The organism is Niastella sp. sgz303648, assembly GCF_059587045.1.
This window is the reverse complement of the sequence record NZ_JCAPSW010000002.1, coordinates 1-20,286: the sequence shown is the minus strand read 5'-3', so window position 1 is coordinate 20,286 and position 20,286 is coordinate 1. Positions and strand designations below refer to the sequence as shown.

The 20,286-nt window shown below is 40.3% G+C and carries 18 protein-coding genes and 2 tRNA genes; 9 read left to right on the top strand and 11 right to left on the bottom strand.

The annotated features are described in order from the left end of the window. Positions 1–5: 5 nt before the first annotated feature. On the bottom strand, positions 6–776 hold the full coding sequence (locus tag AC59IL_RS04780; protein WP_496550948.1) for an MlaE family ABC transporter permease: 771 nt from the start codon (positions 774–776) through the stop codon (positions 6–8). 274 nt (positions 777–1,050) lie between these two features. Between AC59IL_RS04780 and AC59IL_RS04775 the strand changes: the two genes are divergently transcribed. The 3 genes from AC59IL_RS04775 (at position 1,051) to AC59IL_RS04765 (ending at position 4,081) form a co-directional block, all read left to right on the top strand. Continuing rightward, positions 1,051–2,163, top strand: coding sequence for an AI-2E family transporter (locus tag AC59IL_RS04775; protein WP_496550947.1), 1,113 nt, complete (start codon positions 1,051–1,053; stop codon positions 2,161–2,163). A gap of 600 nt (positions 2,164–2,763) precedes the next feature. After that, complete coding sequence (locus AC59IL_RS04770; protein WP_496550946.1) at positions 2,764–3,753, top strand: M12 family metallopeptidase; 990 nt, start codon at positions 2,764–2,766, stop codon at positions 3,751–3,753. A gap of 19 nt (positions 3,754–3,772) precedes the next feature. Then, a complete protein-coding gene (locus tag AC59IL_RS04765) occupies positions 3,773–4,081 on the top strand; it encodes a hypothetical protein (protein WP_496550945.1) in 309 nt (102 codons plus the stop codon). Positions 4,082–4,166: 85 nt separating this feature from the next. Here AC59IL_RS04765 and AC59IL_RS04760 read toward each other — a convergent pair whose 3' ends face one another. The 3 genes from AC59IL_RS04760 to AC59IL_RS04750 form a co-directional block, all read right to left on the bottom strand. Beyond that, positions 4,167–4,769, bottom strand: coding sequence for an EF-Tu C-terminal domain-related protein (locus AC59IL_RS04760; protein WP_496550944.1), 603 nt, complete (start codon positions 4,767–4,769; stop codon positions 4,167–4,169). Positions 4,770–4,964: 195 nt separating this feature from the next. Continuing rightward, positions 4,965–5,546 (bottom strand): hypothetical protein, encoded by a 582-nt coding sequence (locus AC59IL_RS04755; RefSeq protein ID WP_496550943.1) that lies wholly within the window; start codon positions 5,544–5,546, stop codon positions 4,965–4,967. Positions 5,547–5,713: 167 nt separating this feature from the next. Continuing rightward, entirely contained in the window at positions 5,714–6,760 is a 1,047-nt protein-coding gene (locus tag AC59IL_RS04750; protein WP_496550942.1) for a hypothetical protein, read from the bottom strand. 203 nt (positions 6,761–6,963) lie between these two features. On the opposite strand from AC59IL_RS04750, the gene AC59IL_RS04745 reads away from it, so the two are divergent. Continuing rightward, complete coding sequence (locus AC59IL_RS04745; protein ID WP_496550941.1) at positions 6,964–7,566, top strand: hypothetical protein; 603 nt, start codon at positions 6,964–6,966, stop codon at positions 7,564–7,566. A 157-nt stretch (positions 7,567–7,723) separates the two neighbouring features. On the opposite strand, the gene AC59IL_RS04740 is transcribed toward AC59IL_RS04745, so the two are convergent. Next, complete coding sequence (locus tag AC59IL_RS04740; RefSeq protein ID WP_496550940.1) at positions 7,724–8,152, bottom strand: nuclear transport factor 2 family protein; 429 nt, start codon at positions 8,150–8,152, stop codon at positions 7,724–7,726. 43 nt (positions 8,153–8,195) lie between these two features. Continuing rightward, entirely contained in the window at positions 8,196–11,648 is a 3,453-nt protein-coding gene (locus tag AC59IL_RS04735; RefSeq protein ID WP_496550939.1) for an SBBP repeat-containing protein, read from the bottom strand. A 479-nt stretch (positions 11,649–12,127) separates the two neighbouring features. Between AC59IL_RS04735 and AC59IL_RS04730 the strand changes: the two genes are divergently transcribed. Beyond that, complete coding sequence (locus AC59IL_RS04730) at positions 12,128–12,382, top strand: hypothetical protein (protein WP_496550938.1); 255 nt, start codon at positions 12,128–12,130, stop codon at positions 12,380–12,382. Between the two features lie 230 nt (positions 12,383–12,612). Here AC59IL_RS04730 and AC59IL_RS04725 read toward each other — a convergent pair whose 3' ends face one another. Continuing rightward, a complete protein-coding gene (locus tag AC59IL_RS04725) occupies positions 12,613–13,212 on the bottom strand; it encodes a macro domain-containing protein (protein ID WP_496550937.1) in 600 nt (199 codons plus the stop codon). A 205-nt stretch (positions 13,213–13,417) separates the two neighbouring features. Here AC59IL_RS04725 and AC59IL_RS04720 point away from each other — a divergent pair, with 205 nt between their 5' ends. After that, positions 13,418–13,771, top strand: coding sequence for a chorismate mutase (locus tag AC59IL_RS04720; protein WP_496550936.1), 354 nt, complete (start codon positions 13,418–13,420; stop codon positions 13,769–13,771). A 37-nt stretch (positions 13,772–13,808) separates the two neighbouring features. Here AC59IL_RS04720 and AC59IL_RS04715 read toward each other — a convergent pair. The 4 genes from AC59IL_RS04715 to AC59IL_RS04700 form a co-directional block, all read right to left on the bottom strand. Continuing rightward, a tRNA-Leu gene (locus tag AC59IL_RS04715) sits at positions 13,809–13,894 on the bottom strand. Positions 13,895–14,047: 153 nt separating this feature from the next. Further along, a tRNA-Gly gene (locus AC59IL_RS04710) sits at positions 14,048–14,120 on the bottom strand. 164 nt (positions 14,121–14,284) lie between these two features. After that, positions 14,285–14,488, bottom strand: coding sequence for a hypothetical protein (locus tag AC59IL_RS04705; RefSeq protein WP_496550935.1), 204 nt, complete (start codon positions 14,486–14,488; stop codon positions 14,285–14,287). A gap of 44 nt (positions 14,489–14,532) precedes the next feature. Next, positions 14,533–15,561: a glycosyltransferase family 2 protein gene (locus tag AC59IL_RS04700; RefSeq protein ID WP_496550934.1), complete on the bottom strand. Its 1,029-nt coding sequence runs from the start codon at positions 15,559–15,561 to the stop codon at positions 14,533–14,535. Positions 15,562–15,627: 66 nt separating this feature from the next. Between AC59IL_RS04700 and AC59IL_RS04695 the strand changes: the two genes are divergently transcribed. From AC59IL_RS04695 to AC59IL_RS04685, 3 genes are all read left to right on the top strand, one after another. After that, complete coding sequence (locus tag AC59IL_RS04695) at positions 15,628–16,785, top strand: sensor histidine kinase (protein WP_496550933.1); 1,158 nt, start codon at positions 15,628–15,630, stop codon at positions 16,783–16,785. A gap of 237 nt (positions 16,786–17,022) precedes the next feature. Continuing rightward, positions 17,023–18,699: a T9SS type A sorting domain-containing protein gene (locus AC59IL_RS04690; protein WP_496550932.1), complete on the top strand. Its 1,677-nt coding sequence runs from the start codon at positions 17,023–17,025 to the stop codon at positions 18,697–18,699. 514 nt (positions 18,700–19,213) lie between these two features. Further along, positions 19,214–19,738 carry a hypothetical protein gene (locus AC59IL_RS04685; RefSeq protein ID WP_496550931.1) on the top strand — a complete coding sequence of 175 codons (525 nt, stop codon included), beginning with the start codon at positions 19,214–19,216 and terminating at the stop codon, positions 19,736–19,738. The last annotated feature ends 548 nt before the right edge of the window (positions 19,739–20,286 follow it).

Sequence of the window (20,286 nt, the reverse complement as noted above, 5' to 3'; positions counted from 1 at the left end):
ACGGTTTAATTCAGGTTAAATACATCTGTAATTTGTACAGCTATAAGGTCTATTATAAATATCATAATAGACGAAACCACTACAGCCGAATTGGCCGACTGTCCTACCCCTTCCGTTCCTTTGTTTGAAAAATACCCTTTATAGCATCCAATAATACCAATTGCAAAACCGAAGAAAAATGATTTGATAAAGGCAGGCAACACATCACCAAATTCAAGACTGTTGAATACCTGCATATAAAACAAACGGAAACTGGTTACTCCGCGAATGTTCACGCCCAGATATGATCCGTATAATGAAATCGCATCACTAAGCATTGCCAATACCGGCAACATCAGTGTTGACGCCATTACTCTTGTAACCACCAGGTATTTAAACGGATTGGTACCCGATACCTCCATAGCATCAATTTGTTCGGTTACCTTCATAGATCCCAGTTCAGCGCCAATACTGCTGCCAATTTTGCCGGCAAAGATCAGGGCCGTGATAACGGGACCAATTTCCCGTACAATCGCAATACCTACCATGACAGGGAGTTGTGATTCTACACCATATTCAATCAATGAAGGCCGCAACTGCATGGTTAAAACAAGGCCCATGATAAAACCGGTTAAACCAATAAGCGGTAATGATTTGTACCCGATCACAAAACATTGGCGAATGAACTCAGCTACTTCGTACCGGGGTTTGAAAGCCTCTTTAAAGAAGCGGCCGGCGAAGGCAGATATACCGCCGGTTTGTTGCAAAAAATCAGCTGTTTTAACCGGTAACGCCATACAAATGTGTTATTCTTAAAGTTCCACCTGTTTAAGCAAACCGTATATGAAGCTGATCATTTGGAGGAATGATAATGATCACAAATGTAATGTCAACCGTATTTTGGCGCACCTGAACTTCAGGTTGGCCCCGTAAGGGAGAACGGGGAACAGCATTGGAAAGTAAGACCTGTTACCTGATGATGTTTATCATCTCATCACATTATTAAACTCACCGGTTATAATGACTTTTGTTAGGCATAAACGGCAGCAATACTAATAGCTTTATAACTAAATGATCAATAACTCCTATAATACAAATTCATTTTTAAAACACCTGCAGATTATCCTATTCACAGCGGTTGTTCTTTATTTTGGCAGAACACTGTTTGTGCCAATTTGCTACGGTTTGCTGATTGCTATGGTATTATACCCCGTTTGTAAACGGCTCGAACAACATCGTTGGCCGCGTAGCCTGGCTATTACAGCAGCTTTGCTGATCGTTTTTATTTTCTTTGGCATTTTAATGAGTCTGCTTTTTATGCAGATTAATGAACTGCGGCACGACGTACCACAATTACTGAATAAAGTAAAGCCTTCTTTATCGGAATTACAGCAATGGATAGCATCGGGTTTTGGTTTTTCTATCGCCGCCCAAAATGAATGGTGGCAGCAGTTGGTGCATAATTTTGGTAATAGTACAGGTAGTATTTTACAATCAACAATTTCTGCAACAGCCGGTGGCTTATTTACTTTATTTCTTGTACCGGTGTATGCAGCGTTGTTCTTATATAACCGCGAGGTATTTGTTCAATTTCTGGCAAAACTAACCGGCAATAAATACAGTGAGCAATTAAAGGCCATTTTAAGTGAAACCATACATACCTACTTTAATTTTATTAAAGGCATGGTTATGGTGTACCTGATCGTTGGCGCCCTTAATAGTATCGGACTGCTGGCGCTGGGCATTCCTCATGCCATACTATTTGGTATGCTTACCGCCATCATGACGATCATTCCATATGTAGGTATTTGTGTGAGCGCCCTGTTACCAATTTCAGTAGCCTGGATCACGAAAGACTCTGTGTGGTACCCAATAGGGGTTGTAGCCGTATTTTCGTTTGTACAATATCTTGAAGCCAATGTTATTTTCCCAAAAGTAGTAGCTACCCAATTAAAGGTAAGCACCTGGGCAACGCTGGTTGCAATTATTGCGGGAGGCATTATATGGGGTGTTTCGGGAATGATCTTATTTATTCCTTTTGCAGGCATGCTCAAAATCGTAAGCGATTATATTCCTGAATGGGAAGCCCTGAATATTTTGCTGGGCAGAACAACAAGCCGCAAAAAAGCACATAGTGCGATAGTTAGTAAAACCCTGCTTGAAAAAGAAATCATCAATTCGTGAGCATGGTATAGATAATGCGATTTGGCGAAGGGTACAGAAATTTGCAAGACATATCTTAATAGTGAACGGGACTGCATGTGCGGTCCCGTTGTTTTTTATATTAAATAGTTAATAATGATAAACTGCAAATATTGATTCCCGTTAATAATAATTTCGTGTGCAGGTTTAAAAACAATGGTAATTCGTTAACAGAAAAATGTATATAGAAATGGAACATGCAATCAAGCCCGACGAACAACGGAAACGTTCATTTGCAATAGTACAATCAGAGTATAGCCATTGAAAAAGAGTGACAAGAATCATATTTTTTCATTAAAAATTATTTCCAACCTTTGTCTGCAATCCTTTCACCTTCTGGATAGTCCTTCTTAATCCAAACGCCTGTTTAAGAAATAGGAACCACAAAACAAAACATTTAATTACTAAAACCTTAAAGCGATGTATGTGAAACACACAGTTTCATTCTGCATTTTTATTTAAATCTGAGAGCAGTCATTATTTAGTAAAGAATCAAACTTCCCTTTAATTCTACATCGGGGGGAATGAACAATATTACTATGTCCAAACTAAAAGAATAATTTTAAAATCAGGAGGTCAATCATGAACAAATCAAACAGCCCCGAGGAGGTCTTAACCCGCATCGTTAACATGGCGAACCAGGCACTCGAGTCTACAGGCGGCGAGGAAGAAAAAAAAGGTGTATCCGAAGAAATCGGATGTACCATTAAAACGCTTCCAAATCATCTGCTTGCCAAAGCTGCTGAAACAGCTATCAAAATATTTCCTGTCAATAGTCCTGTAATCGAGTCCTCAAGAGAAATGGCAGCAATATTAGCGGCTGATCCACAAAAGCTAACACTGCTTATAACAAAATACTGGGGGCCTTCCCAGAGGAAGCTAACGGTAAGCTTTATGGAACCTACTCCCGCTAATCTCAAAAAAAAGATCATAAGTCACATGAACGCATGGTCAAAAACGGCTTGCATCTCTTTTGTAGAAACATCAGGACCTGGCAATGTAAGAATTTCCAGGGGTGGCGGTGGGTATTGGTCTTATCTTGGAACAGACATTCTGCACGTTCCGAAACACATACAAACCATGAACCTGCAGGGATTTACAATGAATACAATTGATTCAGAGTTTTACAGAGTGATAAGACATGAAACAGGACATACGCTTGGGTTTCCCCATGAACACATGAGGCAGGATATTGTAAACAGGATTGATCCGGAGAAAGCTTACGAATATTTTGCAAGAACCCAGGGTTGGGATCGCAGAACAGTAGATCAACAAGTGCTTACTCCGTTAAACGTAACATCAATTATGGGTACTCCTGCAGATCAGACTTCCATAATGTGTTATCGTCTTCCTGCATCCATTACCCGCGACGGTAAACCAATATTGGGTGGTACAGATATTAATGAAACGGATTACACGTTTGCAGCTAAAATTTATCCCAAACCGTCCAGCACTCAACATGCAGAACATGGGAATGAAGCCTTTGGGGAAGAGTGGACTGAAGAAGAGGACGTAAGTGACACAGAGATTGAAGAAGTAATTACGTCAAGTTTGACAAAGGAGGTCAACTAATAGCAAGCTAATCCAGGTTATGGCTCAACTGGTCACAATTGATAGCATTCAGGAATTACCGAAAAAAATTTATATCAACGCAGGTGATGTTTTGCTTTTTAAGGCAACAGGCGGGCATCAGATTTCAGGAAGCGATGTCATTGAATTCATAGGCGTTTTTTCAGAATCTTTTTTACTTCCTTCGGGAGAAAAAATTTATCCGCAGGGCTCGCCTAACATTGTACTTTTTAAAGCCCTTAAACAAGGAGAAGCTACACTAAGTGTTGTCATTGGTGACGCATGGAGTAATCCAATGCCTAAATCATATGTGATTACAGTTGAGCCATAAAGCTAAAGCTTGTTAGAAGTTTGCGAACCCGTTTTTCATAATTGGGTATTTTCGACTTTGGTGGAGATAGAAATAATTTAATATGTTATGTTTTAACCAAATCCTTTCTGAATATTTTTAGAATTGTTCCGTGTGCTACAATCCTTGCCCCTTCTGTTATATCAAATTTAAGCCCTTCATATAATCTACCAATTTGTGCTTCTGGTGCAGCAAAGGTCATATATACTTTAACCTGGTTGCCTGGGTAACATGTAACCTGCCCTATAAACTCCTGCATAGCCGAATTATACTGCCCATTGTAATGAAATGTACCGCGATAGCCACTGTAAACAAAATAAGACCGCCCGCCTTCTTCAGTTTTTAAATAATAAATTTCGGCTTCAATGTCCCTGTCTTTAAGTGAAAAATCCTTTGCATTGTTAAACAAGAAATCTGAAATCTTATTCTTAATTATTTCCTGTTCATGTATCAACCCCATTAAACCTGCGGCCTTATCGAGATTAAGCCAGAATCCGTAAGTGAACCGGTCTTCTACTTCATCTGAAAGTTCAATTAAACTTTCCAATGCGAGTCCATATTCATGATGCTCCATGAACTCATAAAAGTTTATAAGTTGCCTCTGTGCATGGAACTTTTTGTCAACTAGCTTAGACGCGTCAATTAAAATATCTTTGGCTATTGATTTCATTTAAGGAGTATGAGTGGTTTGTTATGCCACTTGCTTTTTGAAAATACCGAAAATATTTAAGTATTATCCCCATTCTGCAATATCATCTACAGAATTGAGAAGCCTAACTTCCAGCCATTTAAAAGTTCTAATCTTATCATTGGCATTTTTCGTACGACAAAGCTTATTGGGTTAGGCATTTTGTCGTCACCCGATTTAATTTTTTAATTTACTTTGCTTAATGCAGCCATTCAATATTTCGTTAAGAGAATCAGTATCATAATAACTTTTAGAAAAATAATCCTTTATTGTAACATTATGGTCTAATCGCCGTATGATACAACTGCAGAAGGTGTCAGTATTGATCATATTAACATAAGGGCTTTTCGTAATAGAGTCATTAAATTGTTTGACCAAAACTTGTCTGTATTTCCCCAGATTCATTTTGTAAGTTGTGTCGAGGATATTGGCAACTATACAATCCTTAAGAAGACTCATCGAACTTTCTTTCCCCCCTCCCTCCAAACCCCAAAAGCCAACTTCCTCAAATTTTTTGACTTTTTCGGGATCGTTCTTAATTATCTCGTAGTATTTTGGTAACGCGCAATCGCATACTTTGACCGAATCCACTGCCGCCCCAAATAATTCATTGACTGCGCCCAGGCATGGCGTTTTGTTTATATGATGGCCGGCAACTATGATTTCATTCTTGTGCGTTCCAAGCAATTTTTCTTTTGCAAGGTTGATTAAAATTCCAATGCCTATTGCAATAAGTATTGCTTTGTTCCCTTTTGTCATAAATGGATCAAATTACTGTATTGGGGCCAATGAGCGCTTCCTACATTTATTGGACTCAACAAGACCGAAATATACTACTACATTAGCAAATATGAAATTCCTTTTCTATTTTCATCGCATAAAACCAGAACAGCATTTTTCCTATATGGCTTAGCCATTATGTGAGTTTAGATATTGGCATTTATCGCATTGGTAAGAACTTTGAATACCACCTCCGACATTTGTTTGTCATAGAATTGCAAAAGCAGCTCTGCATTATTTTTTTGCAGGCCTATGCCGTCGGTATAGGTATCAAATGAATTCAATTGAGAAAAGGGTATAGAAAATGATTGTTGACTGGCAGCAAATACTACCCGCCTATTGGTTACAACAAACACTCCCTGCTGGTTTGTAGTTACCTCTTCTCTCATAGGCGTGTTTCTGCTTGAACCCAATCGGTATGACACGCCTTTCGCCACTTTAATACGTACCCTACCGCCTTCACTGATATACCCTGACATATTATTTCTGGCGGCCACCAGGTTTGAGCTTATTTCCCAATATGCCACCTCGTCATTTTGCGTTTCAATGGAAGGCGGTTTCATTTCAGGCAAATACCCTTTATCCAGGGCATTTAATAACGTAAGGAAATAATAGTCTTCCCGCAGCTTTTTATCGATTGCAGCTTCCCGCATATTGATGCCCAGTTGTTGCGCTAATTTTTTCAACGCCTGCTGTTCGTCAACAGTTACCATATTATCAGAAACTACCTGCCTGACTGCGTTTTCGTATAATGCAGAAGCATTTTTTTTATTAATTCGATTAACCTCGTCCTCAGAAATATTCAACTCTTTTGCAAACAGCCCGATCTCCTCTATTTCTTCTTCAGTCAATTGGTTGTCGGCCAGCTTTTGTTTTGAAAGATTAGTTAATGCAGTTTTTGCATACTTGCTTTTAATGGAATCAATAGCGGTATCGGACAACTGAAAATAATCTTTTATTTTCCTGAGTACATCTTTTTCTCCATCAGTGATCGAATAATCCTGTATAATCTCTTTCAGATTGCTTTCATAAATCTCCAATCCAAGTGATTTAAGCTTAACAGGATCGGCTTTTTGGGTACTTGTGCTATTATATTTATCGAAGTGGGATTCCCAGTTTTTGTAATTGTCGTTCCTGATATCCCGAATTAATTTGCCGCTGGATGAAAAGTTAAGAAGAAGGTTTTTGAACATTGACTGAATGGATTTGTACAGGATTAAAGATATAAAAAACGGCCGTAAAGTAGGTGTTTTGAATTAAACAGAATTGACTTTTCGTTTAATTCAAAGTGTTTGGGATTAAACGGAATGGACTTTTCATTTAATGCAAAGTCGTTTGCATTAAACGAAATTGGCTTAGCTGGTATTTTTATTTTCTAACTTCCAAATTTTTCGTCATGAAAAAGAATATAATAACGTTTAAGAAAGAACGCGACCTGGCAACCATTTGTCAACGCGTTATTGAGAAAATGGAAAACAATCCGGTTTTCCCCAATCCGCCGGCGACCCTGGCAAATCTCAAAAAAGTGCTTCCTGAATTACAGGCAGCGCTAGTAAAAGCCAAAAGCCGCGACAAGGAATGGGTGTCTGTTAAAAACGACAAGAAGGCGCTGACGCTGGCATCGCTGGAAGAACTGGCTCAATATGTAATCGCCACCTGTAAAGGCGACCGCACATTGATCTTAAGCAGCGGCTTTGATGTTACAGATGAACAAAGCAGCCGCATTGCAACAGCTATCGAAACACCGGAGGTTGACCTAGGTGCGCCTGGTGAAGCCACCGTACGTGTTAAGAAAGCAACAGGCACCGTAGCCTTTGTGTATCAGTATGCTTCCGAATCACCGGGCCCGAATACCGTGTGGGTCGGTGAAGAAAGTACCATACGTGATCACACGTTTAAGGGGCTGGCGTCTGACAAACGGTACTGGTTCCGCGTAATTGCGATCGGCCGCAGAAGTCAAAAGGCCTGGTCGCCGGTTGTTTCCAGATCGATACAGTAATCGATCATACATATCTTAAATAGTGAACCCCGCCTTTGGGCGGGGTTGTTTTTTATATTAAAGGAAATAATGAAATTCAGATAAGGGATTTTGGCGGTTGGGATCCTGGAGTGAATTGCCCCAACGTAGCACAAATGCTTAAATCGGATGAAATTATTCAGGTGAGTTCGATATTGCCTGCCATAAATTTCAGGTTGTACTTGAATTTGTTTATCCGCCAGGAATTTTCAAGGAAAACTAATTCAATATCATACGTTCCAACAAATTCCCGTGTTTTGCCGTTTAGGGCTGATGACTTATAATGAGTGGCGGTTGCATATGCCGATACAATAGCTATTGCGTCTTGAATGTTCACAATATAATTACCGGCGAGATGATTAACAGAATCTATTCCTTTAAATCCGTCGTTCCAGAGGTCACATATTTCCTTTGAAGTTAAAAGAGACTTTTGCCCTCCAAGCGATGACATATCAAAAAAAACCTGGTCTGTAAATACTTCGTTTTGAAGTTTGTCCCACGTTCTGTTATCCGTGTAAACGAATAATTTGTTTACAACTTCAATGATATCTTCTTTGCTGATTTGCATATAAATTATTTATTATTTTGTATAATGTTCGTAGGCTGTTTGCTTAATATTTCATCACCTTCAACGTTGTTGGTTCAGTGCCATCGTTATTGATTAGCTGAATAAAATACATACCTGCCGGTTGTTTGCTCAAATCGATCAAAAGCTGATTTTCCGCCGTTCCAATAACCGGATGTAATTGCTGAATCAGGTTGCCGGAAGCATCGCTGATGTTTACCTGTATTTGCTTACTATTTGCAGTGTTTTGTAATTTCATCAAAAAGCGCCCGCCACCCGGGTTAGGATAAAGTGACACCGCTGCTACTGTTTGGCTGGAGAATTTAACGGCAACCACTTTACTATAACTATATCCACCATCAACATCCACCTGTTTAAGGCGGTAATAAGATGTTGCCGGATAAGGATGAAGATCCCCGAAGCTATATTGCATTACTGGTTCACACCTGCTGCAACCATTTACTTTTCCTATGGTTTCAAAATGCACGCCATCGTTACTTCGCAGCACTTCAAAATAACTGTTATTGAGTTCTTCAGTAGTGATCCAGGTAACATGTACGCCCGATTGTTGTGGTTTGGCATCAAAAGAAAGCAGGGTTATTGGTAAAGGAGTTGCTGCCAGATTATATTTAGCAATGAAAATGTCAGAAGAACTATTCATGCTTATTAGGTTGTAAACAGATGCATCCGGATCAAAATCGGCCATAACCGTAAAATAACCGGTTGTAACTACGTTACCTGCTGCATCAGCAACAATACCTATGATATTTTTATTAGTAGTGGTCCCCATGCTTTTCGCTGTTATATAATTACCCGATGCATCATAGCGGGCAAGAAAATAATCACTTGTTCCGGAAGCAGAAACATTCGCCGTGGCAGCTGAAGGATCAAAATCGGCAGTTCCGGCGAAATAACCGGAGATATACAGATCACCGTTGCCATTGGCTGTAATACAAGTGCTCACATCAGTACCGCTACCGCCCATGTTTTTTGCCCATACATAATTGCCCGAAAGATCATATTTGGCAATATACATGTCGTCGTTTCCTGTACTTGTAAGTGTACTAACACCGGCGCCAGCGTCAAAATCAACAGTGCCACTAAAGTAACCGGTTATATATAAATCGTTGTTTTGGTCCATTGCCATACCCAACGAAACGTCGGTAGCTGCAGCTCCTATGCTTTTGGCCCATACATAATTGCCCAACGCATCGTACCTGGTTATAAAAATATCAAAACTACCAACGCTTGTCAGGCTTGCCACACCAGTACCGGCATCAAAATCACCCGTACCTGCAAAATATCCTGCTACATACAAATTGCCGCCGGCATCCGTAGTAATACCAGAGACCCTATCGGTACCGGTACCACCAATATTTTTTGCCCATACAAAATTGCCGGCTGCATCATAACGCACAAAAAATACATCGGAACTACCGGCACTCGTCAGGTTGGCCGTTGCTGCACTTGCATCAAAATCAACGGTACCGTAAAGAGTTCCTGTCATAAATACATTACCGTTTCCATCTATCGCAATGGCAAAGGGAGAAGAGCTGTTTCCTGCAATTGCCGGTGTAAAATTTTTCGCCCATACAAAATTGCCGGCGGCATCATACTTTGTAAGATATATACCAAAACCTGGGCTGGTTAAGTTCGCTATCCCAGCCCCTGCATTAAAATCGACAGTATTACTAAATGTTCCTGCTATGTAGGCATTACCATTTGCATCTACAGCAATAGTTGTGGCAAACTCAGCGTTTAGGCCGCCGATTTGCTTTGCCCATATATAGTTACCGGCGCCGTCGTATTTGGCTATGAAAATATCGTATTGGCCCGCACTCGTCAATGTTGCGTTCCCGGGGCCTGCATCAAAATCAACTGTTCCATTAAAATAGCCGGTTACATACAAATTGCCACTGGCATCCAATACTACTTTTCTTGCATTTGCGAATGATGTAGAAGGATTATATCGCCCTAACTGACCAGCCCAACCGTAAGTACCGTTGCTATTATATTTAGCTATAAAGGCATTACTGGTAGTTGCTGTAAGGACGCCGGAGCCATTTACATTCGGATTGAAATCAGTTACACTATTGAATGAACCGGTAGTATAAGCATTTGAACTGCCATCTATGGAAATGCAGTTGCCATTGGGGTAACCATCACCTGACGTAACAGCTTCCCAAATCCTGTTCCCCGTCATATCGAGCTTGAGAGTTATTATTTCATGGCTGTACGCGCTGGGAATAGTTACGGAATAATAATCAGTGAACCACGAACCCGTAATATAAATATCACCACCCGCATTTGTTGCAATGCTTCGTCCAAAATCATCTCCTGTATCACCAAAGCAAAATGCCCATGCATAATTGCCCGAGGCATCATACCTGGCAATATAGATATCGGAGCCACCATAACTTGTATAATTTGTGGTACCTGCGCCTGCATCAAAATCAACTGTGGCTGAAAAAGAACCAGTAATATTTACATTACCAGTTGCATCAACCGAAATACCACGCCCAATATCATCACCGGTTCCACCTATAGTTTTCGCCCAGGCGAATGTGCCGGAAGCATCATACTTTGCCCAAAATATATCGGCATTACCCATGCTGGTATAATTGGCAACAGGTGCATCTCCATCAAGATCAACTGTACCGGTAAATGAACCGGTGATGTATATATTGCCACTGGCATCCAGTACAACAGCCAACGCACTATCTGTACCGGTTCCGCCCATATTTTTCGCCCACAAATAATTGCCTGCAACATCATAGGCTGTGAGAAAGATATCAGTACCACCCATACTTGTCAGGCTGGCAGTACCGGCGCCTGCATCAAAATCGCCTGAACCGTTAAATGATCCTGTTATATAAATATTGGAAGCAGCATCCACTGCAATGCCGGAACTGATATCATCGGCCGTACCGCCCATATTCTTTGCCCAGCTATAATTTCCGGAGCCATCATATTTTGCCAGAAAAATATCTGCGCCACCCGCACTTGTTAAATTAGCAGTGCCTGTGCCGGGATCAAAATCAGCAGTTCCCCGAAAATAACCTGTCACATAAACATTACCGTTGCCATCTATTGTAATACTGCTGCTATCATCATTAAGCGTTCCGCCGATGTTTTTAGCCCATACATAATTGCCCGACGCATCGTATTTGGCTATAAAAATGTCGGCGCCGCCGGTACTTGTTAAAGTTGCAGTTCCCGTACCCGGGTCAAAATCGGCGTTTGCATAGAAATAACCGGTTACATAGGTATTACCTGATGCATCTGCTTTAATGCCGGTACCATAAATATTGCCACCTAAAGGTTCAGGGTTACCAAAGCCTTTAGCCCATAATAAACTTTGCGCATGGCAAACCTGAAATGGAAATGCCCATAACAGCAATAATGCCAGTGAAAAATAGAAATGGATTGATTTTCTGTTCGAAGGTGTTAAAAGGATAAAAGGCCGGGAAAAAAAGCCCAGGGTTAACTGCCGGTTCATGGGTTGAAGGGTTTACTAAATAAAGGTTTTGGTTGTTATGTTAAATATTGTGCGTATTGAACACATTGCAAAATATATAATATTTTTTAACGGAGCGACCTTTATAAATGATTAAATCAAATATCCGGGACGGAGAATTATCTGGTCAAATATTGAATGTAGTATTGTTGTAGTACGGGAAAGGATGAGCGCAAACAGACTGCGTTTTCCCACACTTCTTAAAACGCCGAAAGCCGATCTAAGAGCGGCTTCTAACTTTGATGTGTACCCCCAAAGGGAGAATTATCTAACCAAATTCTCATTGATTTACAAGCGTTTGCGCATGCTTGCGATTCTGAGTGCCTGACCGGATTAGCACAGGGTTTTGTATCTTTATATTCATGGAAAAGAAAGGAAACGCTGAATAAGGCGTTTTTTTATTGTGTTATCTTGCACCTCTTGCGGATTCTGATTTTTTCCAACTTTAATTAAAAATTTATATGAAGTATTCAGCCGTTTTAAGCATTCTCATCCTGTTCGCTTGCGGATGCAATCGTAATGCAGTGAGGACAAAACTTTTGAGCGAACAAAAACTCCTAAAGGATAGCGCTAATAATATAACCGAAAGGATAGACGGCTACGTGCAAAAAGGCGTTTATGACAGCGCTGAGGCTAAAAAGAAGCAACTTGGAACCGTTCATGCCCGGTTAATAGATATTCAATCTTCAATTGATAGTCTTGAGAAAATGAAATAATAGTTGCAGAAATTTCAAACTGAGACACTACCGAAATATGGCTAATAAAAAGAAGATTTCCACTGAATTGATGAAGTTATATTTCCGGTCGTTGAATTGCAGTTGAAAAAACTTTTTAAGTTTTTTCATAATGGAACCATGAAAACGGAAAAGAAGTTGAAAGCAAAAACGACTGAACTCCAATATGAAAAGAAAAGCCTGGATGGCAGCCAGGAAAATCAATCACCTGTTTAGTGCGTCCAGATCAATCCCTGTCGATTGATCTCCAAATGATACTTTTGCGCTTCTCCAAAGGTTTTAAAATCCATTCGTTGGCCCAATATTATTTCCTGGTAAGCCATAAACATTTGACTGGCGCAGACTCCAGGCTGCATTCCACCTACACCGGTGCAAAGGCCCGGAACAGCGATTGAAGAAATTCTTTCATCGGCTAAACTGGCAATGAGTACTGCTTTCATTGCCAGATAAGCATTTATGGAAGTATCAATATTGAAATTAGTAGGAATACGCATGGTAGGAGCTGAAATTAAAAATGGGATTTGCGAATCACCTGTTTCCAAAATCAATGCCCTACCTGCCAACAACTCGCCTTCGGGCAGTGCCTTTATTCTTTTTTGCAATTCTTTTTCCAGCCCCCATCCTAACCGTTCCGAAATGACATAATCAACGCCTCCATCCATAAAACCGAAAGAATTGGCCGGACTCACGATCGCATCACATAAAACTGTAGTTATATCGCCTGTAACAATTTCCACGTTTTCTGCTTCAGAAAAAACTTCCTGCCAGGCATACCCCAGTGAAGGATTGGTATCTATAAGTGTTATTTGCATATAGCCTGATTAAAAATATTTCTATTTAAATTTATGCATTACATAGTAAGCTGAATTCCGTTGTAGCGAATATAAAAAGAAGGATACAAAAAACACCCTTTCCTAATTAACGTTCGCGGGTTTATGCCTGTTAATACGGTCAAAAATCTCTCATCAAAACTTAACTTTACCTAAGTGCTTATATTTTATAATAATTATTTTACTTATGACTAAAAGAATAATTTTCACATGTATGTTAGCAATGGGGCTGATAACCGCAAATGCACAAACACAAACGTCTGCGAAGCGTGACACACTTACCATATTTAGAGATAAAATTGACCAACTTGATAAGGATATTGTTCGCCTTCTGGGTGAGAGAATGGAAGCTGCAAGAGCTATTGGAGCATATAAGCTGAAACATAATATAGGAGTTGTACAATCCAATCGATTCAATGAAGTGCTTCAGCAAGCGATAACTTATGGTAAAGAACAAGGCCTTTCAGAAGAATTTATTAAGGCACTTTACGAAGATATTCACAAAGAAAGCATCCGGCAACAAGAAGCTTTAAAGCAATAAAACGCCAAAAGCCGCTCCGGGAGCGGCTTTTGTTTTGTACCCGGGATGGGAGTTGAACCCACACTAGCATTGCTGCCAACAGGATTTTAAGTCCTGCGTGTCTACCAGTTCCACCACCCGGGTGGAAGAGTCCTTAAGTAAATAAGAACATTCCGACCAATTTTGCACCGGTGTGCAATTATCTTAAATCTACACCAAATACCTGATCCCGGAACAACACCTTAGGATCTTAGTGAAACAAAAAATTCCATCTGATACCGGATGGAATTTCTTTTGAGCGGAAGACGAGGCTCGAACCCGCGACCTCAACCTTGGCAAGGTTGCGCTCTACCAACTGAGCTACTTCCGCTTTTAATCGTCAACGCCTAAACGAAGACGATAAATATTCTTAAAGATCTTATTTTCTTTCTTCTTTCAAACCCGCTTTACCCTTTCAGTATCAGCGTTTTTGATTTGGGAGTGCAAAAATAAGGATTATTTAATTTCTGCAAAATTTTTCTCCTTAAAAATCACTTATTTATACTGAGGAGTGTATTGCGTATTCGCAGGCACCTCTACCTTCGGCTTACCCTTATAGCGATGCTGATAGAGGCTGTAACAGCCACCAGCTACAAAAGCAATAATGCAAAATACCTGTAGGTAAAATAAAAATACGGATGAATTTACCCAACTGTGTTTAAAATCTTTTTCGCGGGGATCTTTTTCCTGAATTTCCATAACTCGTTGATTGCAGTGCAAAAATAATAGTTCAGACCAAAAAATCAGGGTTTATTTTCAACAATTTCTGTAAAAGTTTTTTTGCCTCGTATAAAGTAGCTCCACACCACGCTTTTATGCAGATAACCATACAGTTCGCCTTTCTTTTTTGGCGGGAAAAGTCCCTTCTTTTTCTTCACAAACAGCCATTTCAAAAAAGCCGCATGCGCTTTCATCACACTCCGGTAATAGGTTTTTTCCCCCGCCAGCAACGATTTAAAGGCCGAAATATAATCCAGCCAAAACCGGTACGATATCTTCCAGGTGGCCTCCCAGGCTGGCAGGTTCTTGGCCATCATTACCAGGTTGTTCCTGAAATTGAGCAATACCTTCCGGGCATTGCCCTTGGGTAAAGTTCCTCCACCTACATGATATACAACCGATTGCGGACATGCAAACACCTTATACCCCGCCAGCTGCACCCGCCAGCAGAAATCAATTTCCTCCTGGTGCGCAAAAAAATATTCATCCAGTCCGCCTAAGGCGTGGTACACATTTGCCCGCACAAACAACGCCGCCCCGCTGGCCCAGAAAATAGGCACGGCCGTATCATACTGCCCTTCATCCTTCTCACACACATCAAAAATACGCCCCCGGGCAAACGGATAACCATAATGATCGAGCCATCCGCCCGCCGCCCCGGCATATTCAAAAAGATCTTTATTAAAATATTGAAGAATTTTGGGCTGACAGGCAGCTATCGATGTATCGCTTTGCAGCAAATTCACCATTGCATCGAGCCAGGTGGGCGTTACCTCCACATCGGAGTTCAACAACACATAATAATCTGCCTGAATTTGTTTCAACCCTTCGTTGTATCCCTGCGCAAAACCGTAATTGTGCTTATTTTGAATAATGCGTACTGTGGGCCATTGTTCCTGAAGATAAGCCACCGAATCGTCGTTAGAGGCATTGTCAATAACCACCACTTCCCTGTTATTATAGGTGGTTGCCAGTACCGATGGCAAAAATTGTTGCAGAAAATTTCGCCCGTTCCAGTTCAATATTACTATGGATACAAATGGTGCTGCCATGCTGGTTATAAAATATTTCACCTAAATAACGGATGCAAAGGAACGGTTTTTATATAAATTAGTTGAATGATTCAACCGCTTTTTAACTGGAGAACCGGATTAGCCCTTATTGCCATAGCCATTGTTAGCGGAACTATTTTTTACTCGCAATACCTGGCAAGGAAGATCGCACTCGAAGAAAGACAAAAAGTTGAAGAATGGGTAGAAGCGACCAAACTGCTGGTGCACGATACCTCGGGACTGAGTGATAAACTGGTAAGCATTATTATTGCCGAAAATAAAACCATTCCTATTATTGTTACCGATGAGGGTGGGCATGTGCTTGATCATGTAAACCTCGATTCGGCAAACGTTGCCAACGATTCCGGTTATGTGCAGAAAAAACTGAATGAATTCCGTTCGCAAAACCCGGCTATTGAATGGGTGAACCCGTTTAACAAGGCAGAAAGGAACCTGTATTATTACGGTCACACCACGTTGCTGAACCAGGTGCGATACTATCCGTTGGTGCAACTGTTCGTTGTAAGCATGTTTATAATTATTACCATTCTGGCACTTACTACCAGCTTCAGGTCATCGCAAAACCAGGTATGGGCGGGCATGGCCAAAGAAACGGCCCACCAGCTGGGCACTCCGCTTACTTCGCTGCAGGGCTGGGTGGAAATGCTGAAAGAAAATTATTCCGATGAAAAAATTGTGGTGGAAATGGAAAAGGATGTGAACCGGTTAAAGCTGGTGAGTGACCGGTTTGGCAAAATCGGCAGTACGCCCCACCTCGAGCAACATAATATAGTTACCCAGGTGGCCAGTATGATGGAATACATTCGAAAAAGGGCAACCGGCAAAGTACAGTTTCAGCTGGATACACATAATATTAATGAGATCACTGCCATGATCTCTCCTCCCCTGTTCGACTGGGTAATTGAAAATCTGCTGAAGAATGCGCTGGATGCCATGGAAGGTAAAGGCCAGATAGCGATTCACATCTGGCAGCAAAACGGAGAAACCTATATCGATGTATCTGATACAGGCAAGGGTATTGCCAAACAAAATATCAGCAAGGTGTTCAAACCGGGCTTTACCACCAAAAAACGCGGGTGGGGATTGGGCTTAAGTTTGTCGAAACGTATTATTGAACAATATCATAAAGGACTGCTGTTCGTTAAAACTTCCGAACCCGGTAAGGGAACCACATTCAGGATTGTGCTGAAAGACCAGCAGTAAAAGAAAATAGTTACACACTTATTGCCAAAAACTGCGCGCTTTTGGCCCAAATCAGCACGCTTAATGAGTTGATTTGACAATATATTTTGGTTCTTTTAACTTAGAACCAAAATCAATCCTTTCATGCATATACATAACCACTGTTATGTTCCCCAAATTAATCTATAAATAAGCAGCAGCAACTGCGCCATGCTGTTACACACAATCAATCATTTATTTTTAACCATAATCCTTTTTATGAACAAACAATTCTACGCTGTTACATGTTCTCTCTTTTTCTTATTCCTATTAACCGGTATTGAAAACGCTGTAAACGGGCAGCAATGTTCTGTAGTTTACCAGGCTACAACCAATATTGCGAGTGGCGGCAACCTCACTTACCGGTATATCCGAACCTTAAATACCACAAACGGAACAGGAGCCACCATCATTTATAACGGGGCTACAGGGCCTTGTTATAATGCCCTTACCGGTGCGGTATTACCAGCCGGTAGTATATTAACGAACACTGCCGCTTTGGCTTATGACCCAAATACGAACCGGTTGTATTTCGTTAATAATACAACCAGTGCCGAGGACCTTTGTTACATTGACTTTAACAGCAGTCCCATTTCGGCAAAAAGATATATTGGCTACCCGCTTGAAACAACTGTGAGCTCGGGTTATAATATTAACCGCATGACGTTTGCTGCTGACGGCTATGGTTATGCTTTAACTTCAAACGCACAGGACCTTATTCGCTTTTCTATTGATCCTTCTTCCGGCCTGCCGGTGATCAGCCGTTTAGGGGCGCTTGTAAATGATTCAACAAATGGCGCCAATAACATATTATATGAAGCGGGCGGAGATATTTTTGGCGATGCTTCGGGTAAATTGTACCTGATCGTTAATTCCGGCAGATTGTACAGGATCAATCCTGTTACACGTATAACAACATATCTGGGCGCCATAGGTCCGGTATCCGCAAGCGGCTATACCTCAGCAGCGACAGATCTTGCAGGCAATGTATATTTAGGGGGTGCTTATCAAACCGTATATAAATTGGATCTGGCTACCATGAGTGTTACGACTATTAATAGTTCTACCACCAATGTTTTTTACAACAGCGACTACGCCAGTTGCGCCTTACCAACACTGGCTCCGGTATTAAAAGCCGATAAATCGTACCTGAATACAGCCGGCAGCACTACCATAGTATCAGGAGATACAGTTGAATATACTATTGAAGTTACCAATACAGGGAACATAAACGCAGCCGGTATAAAATTGTACGATACCATTCCCGCAGGAGCTTATTATTTTACTAATTCCACCACACTGAATGGTATACCGGTATCAGATGTTAACTATTCAATGCCCTTTTCAGTAACCGGCGGCCGTTTAATTAATTCACCGGGCGAATTAGCAGGTATTGTTAAACCCGGAAGCGCCAATAAAGCGGTGATAAAATTCAGTATAGTGACAGCCCCTGCAAAAACTATTTGCAATCAATCAACAGTTATTTTTCCTGATGGTAGTGATACCCTGTTCATTAAATCCGACGATCCCGCGCAACCCGGCACACAGGATTCAACCTGTTTTTGGTCGGATAGCGTAATCATAAATGGCCGGCTTGCCATACAACCGATACAATCGTCGTTGAACAAGGCAAATGGTATTCGTTCTTATCAGGTAAAACCTAATCCATTTGTTAGTGAGCTGAACGTGCAGGTACAATTAAATACGCCGCAAACTGTACGGGTACGACTCATTGATCTTTATGGAAGAACCGTATTTACAACACGTGAAAAATTAGGAACTGGTATTAATTCGATGCATGTTTCTGTTCCTGCATATCTTACACATGGTGTTTATGTGCTGGAGCTTTCGGCAGGGAATAACAGCTTACTGCAGAAAAAATTAATAAAGCAATAATAATTCATCTATCACAGCCAATTGAAGTGTACCAATTCAGATGCATTTCAATTGGCTGTGATATTTTTTTAACAGAACCATCATCAATACTATTGATAATTTTGGGCCGGAAGTTTCACTTACTGTAGTTAACGGGCTATAAAAGAAGGAATGCTAAAGTTTATCTTCTTATTGAACAATTCCTCCAATAGCGTCGAATAGCGTATTCGCAACCCCACCTGAGTGTCCTTTTAGATCCCTGCATGACGATGATCAAGAATTGTCGTTAATCGTATAATTCCTATTGTAAACGTCAAAACACGCTATTATTTTAGCTATACATTTCAATTTGATATCAGATTGCATTCGATATCCAGGGTTAAACTTCACTTACCCAAAACGTTTAGTACTTCTATTTTTAAAATCTCTATATCCTTCTTAAAAGACACTGTTTAGCCATGAATGTGGCTCTTTCAGAATACTTTTTTTGGCATCAGTTTTGACTAATATTATCAACCACTTAATCCTGAACTTTATGAAGGAAGCTATTCTTATGTTTACCTTTTCTTTTATAATCTCCTACATCTTCGCTCAAACAAGCTCTGAAGTAGTAAAGAATGAGAATCACTATTTAAAAAGCGGGCTGACTTTAAATAAACCTATAACTGAAGTTCGAAACGGAGATCTTACTTTTTCTGTGATTAAAGTAGAGGGCAACAATAAAAGCCAGTTGGTAACTATTGAAATTCTTATCAAAAATAAAGGGCGGCGATTGGAAGCCTTCACGTCCTATGTAAAATCAATTATTGATAATAATGGCCTCGAATATCCGATGCATAAATCGTTTATTGGTAATAAAGACGCGACAGTATTTGCTTTTACCGATCTCAATAGCTATACTTTATTAACATGTAAGTATGTATTTAAAGGTATTAAATCAGAAGTCAGGTTTCTTAGATTATTTAACTATCCTGTAGAATATCATATTCCTGGTTCCAATCCATCAGATTTTAAAATGAGAAATACTGAATTTAGAGATCTTACTATTGACTGGAAATAATTGCGATAATAACCGGTGTACATTTACATCCGGAGATTTTTCCTGCACCCGAAGTATTGCTAAATATATTCGTTTCATAAATAGCATTTTCTATACCTAAGTTTAATGCGTTAGTGTGGCACACATTTTTTATTATGTAAAGAGGCGTTAACAATTAGAATTATGTCCGTTTCAAGCTCCTGCAAAGTCAGGAGCTTTTTTCGTGTACCCATTTGTAACATGAAAGGTCAATGGAATAGAATAAAGTATACTGATTTAGATCAGCATCCATAGGATTTTTAATGGTATAAAAATTTACGTATTATAACAGTAAAGATTAAGCAGTCAGTTCATTTTATGTTCTTCCAGGCTCCTGAAATAGTCAGGAGCTTTATTTTTCACCATCGCCAATTGAAATTTGGAATATTGATGTGACATGAATGGAGTACACACATCAGAGCAATTTTTAAAACCGATATTTTCTGTGGAGACCACATCGCTTTTTCTCTATTTTATTGTTATTACCGTATCCCTCCGGGAAGTTGAAAAGCTTTTGTTAAGTAAGCAAT

Bases quoted from the DNA above. Each gene is read 5' to 3' on its own strand.
- AC59IL_RS04690 (WP_496550932.1), top strand. From the start codon at position 17,023: ATGAACAAACAATTCTACGCTGTTACATGTTCTCTCTTTTTCTTATTC.
- AC59IL_RS04770 (WP_496550946.1), top strand. From the start codon at position 2,764: ATGAACAAATCAAACAGCCCCGAGGAGGTCTTAACCCGCATCGTTAAC.
- AC59IL_RS04755 (WP_496550943.1), bottom strand. From the start codon at position 5,546: ATGACAAAAGGGAACAAAGCAATACTTATTGCAATAGGCATTGGAATT.
- AC59IL_RS04725 (WP_496550937.1), bottom strand. From the start codon at position 13,212: ATGCAAATAACACTTATAGATACCAATCCTTCACTGGGGTATGCCTGG.
- AC59IL_RS04730 (WP_496550938.1), top strand. From the start codon at position 12,128: ATGAAGTATTCAGCCGTTTTAAGCATTCTCATCCTGTTCGCTTGCGGA.
- AC59IL_RS04775 (WP_496550947.1), top strand. From the start codon at position 1,051: ATGATCAATAACTCCTATAATACAAATTCATTTTTAAAACACCTGCAG.
- AC59IL_RS04735 (WP_496550939.1), bottom strand. From the start codon at position 11,648: ATGAACCGGCAGTTAACCCTGGGCTTTTTTTCCCGGCCTTTTATCCTT.
- AC59IL_RS04695 (WP_496550933.1), top strand. From the start codon at position 15,628: ATGATTCAACCGCTTTTTAACTGGAGAACCGGATTAGCCCTTATTGCC.
- AC59IL_RS04685 (WP_496550931.1), top strand. From the start codon at position 19,214: ATGAAGGAAGCTATTCTTATGTTTACCTTTTCTTTTATAATCTCCTAC.
- AC59IL_RS04740 (WP_496550940.1), bottom strand. From the start codon at position 8,152: ATGCAAATCAGCAAAGAAGATATCATTGAAGTTGTAAACAAATTATTC.
- AC59IL_RS04750 (WP_496550942.1), bottom strand. From the start codon at position 6,760: ATGTTCAAAAACCTTCTTCTTAACTTTTCATCCAGCGGCAAATTAATT.
- AC59IL_RS04700 (WP_496550934.1), bottom strand. From the start codon at position 15,561: ATGGCAGCACCATTTGTATCCATAGTAATATTGAACTGGAACGGGCGA.
- AC59IL_RS04720 (WP_496550936.1), top strand. From the start codon at position 13,418: ATGACTAAAAGAATAATTTTCACATGTATGTTAGCAATGGGGCTGATA.
- AC59IL_RS04780 (WP_496550948.1), bottom strand. From the start codon at position 776: ATGGCGTTACCGGTTAAAACAGCTGATTTTTTGCAACAAACCGGCGGT.
- AC59IL_RS04745 (WP_496550941.1), top strand. From the start codon at position 6,964: ATGAAAAAGAATATAATAACGTTTAAGAAAGAACGCGACCTGGCAACC.
- AC59IL_RS04705 (WP_496550935.1), bottom strand. From the start codon at position 14,488: ATGGAAATTCAGGAAAAAGATCCCCGCGAAAAAGATTTTAAACACAGT.
- AC59IL_RS04765 (WP_496550945.1), top strand. From the start codon at position 3,773: ATGGCTCAACTGGTCACAATTGATAGCATTCAGGAATTACCGAAAAAA.
- AC59IL_RS04760 (WP_496550944.1), bottom strand. From the start codon at position 4,769: ATGAAATCAATAGCCAAAGATATTTTAATTGACGCGTCTAAGCTAGTT.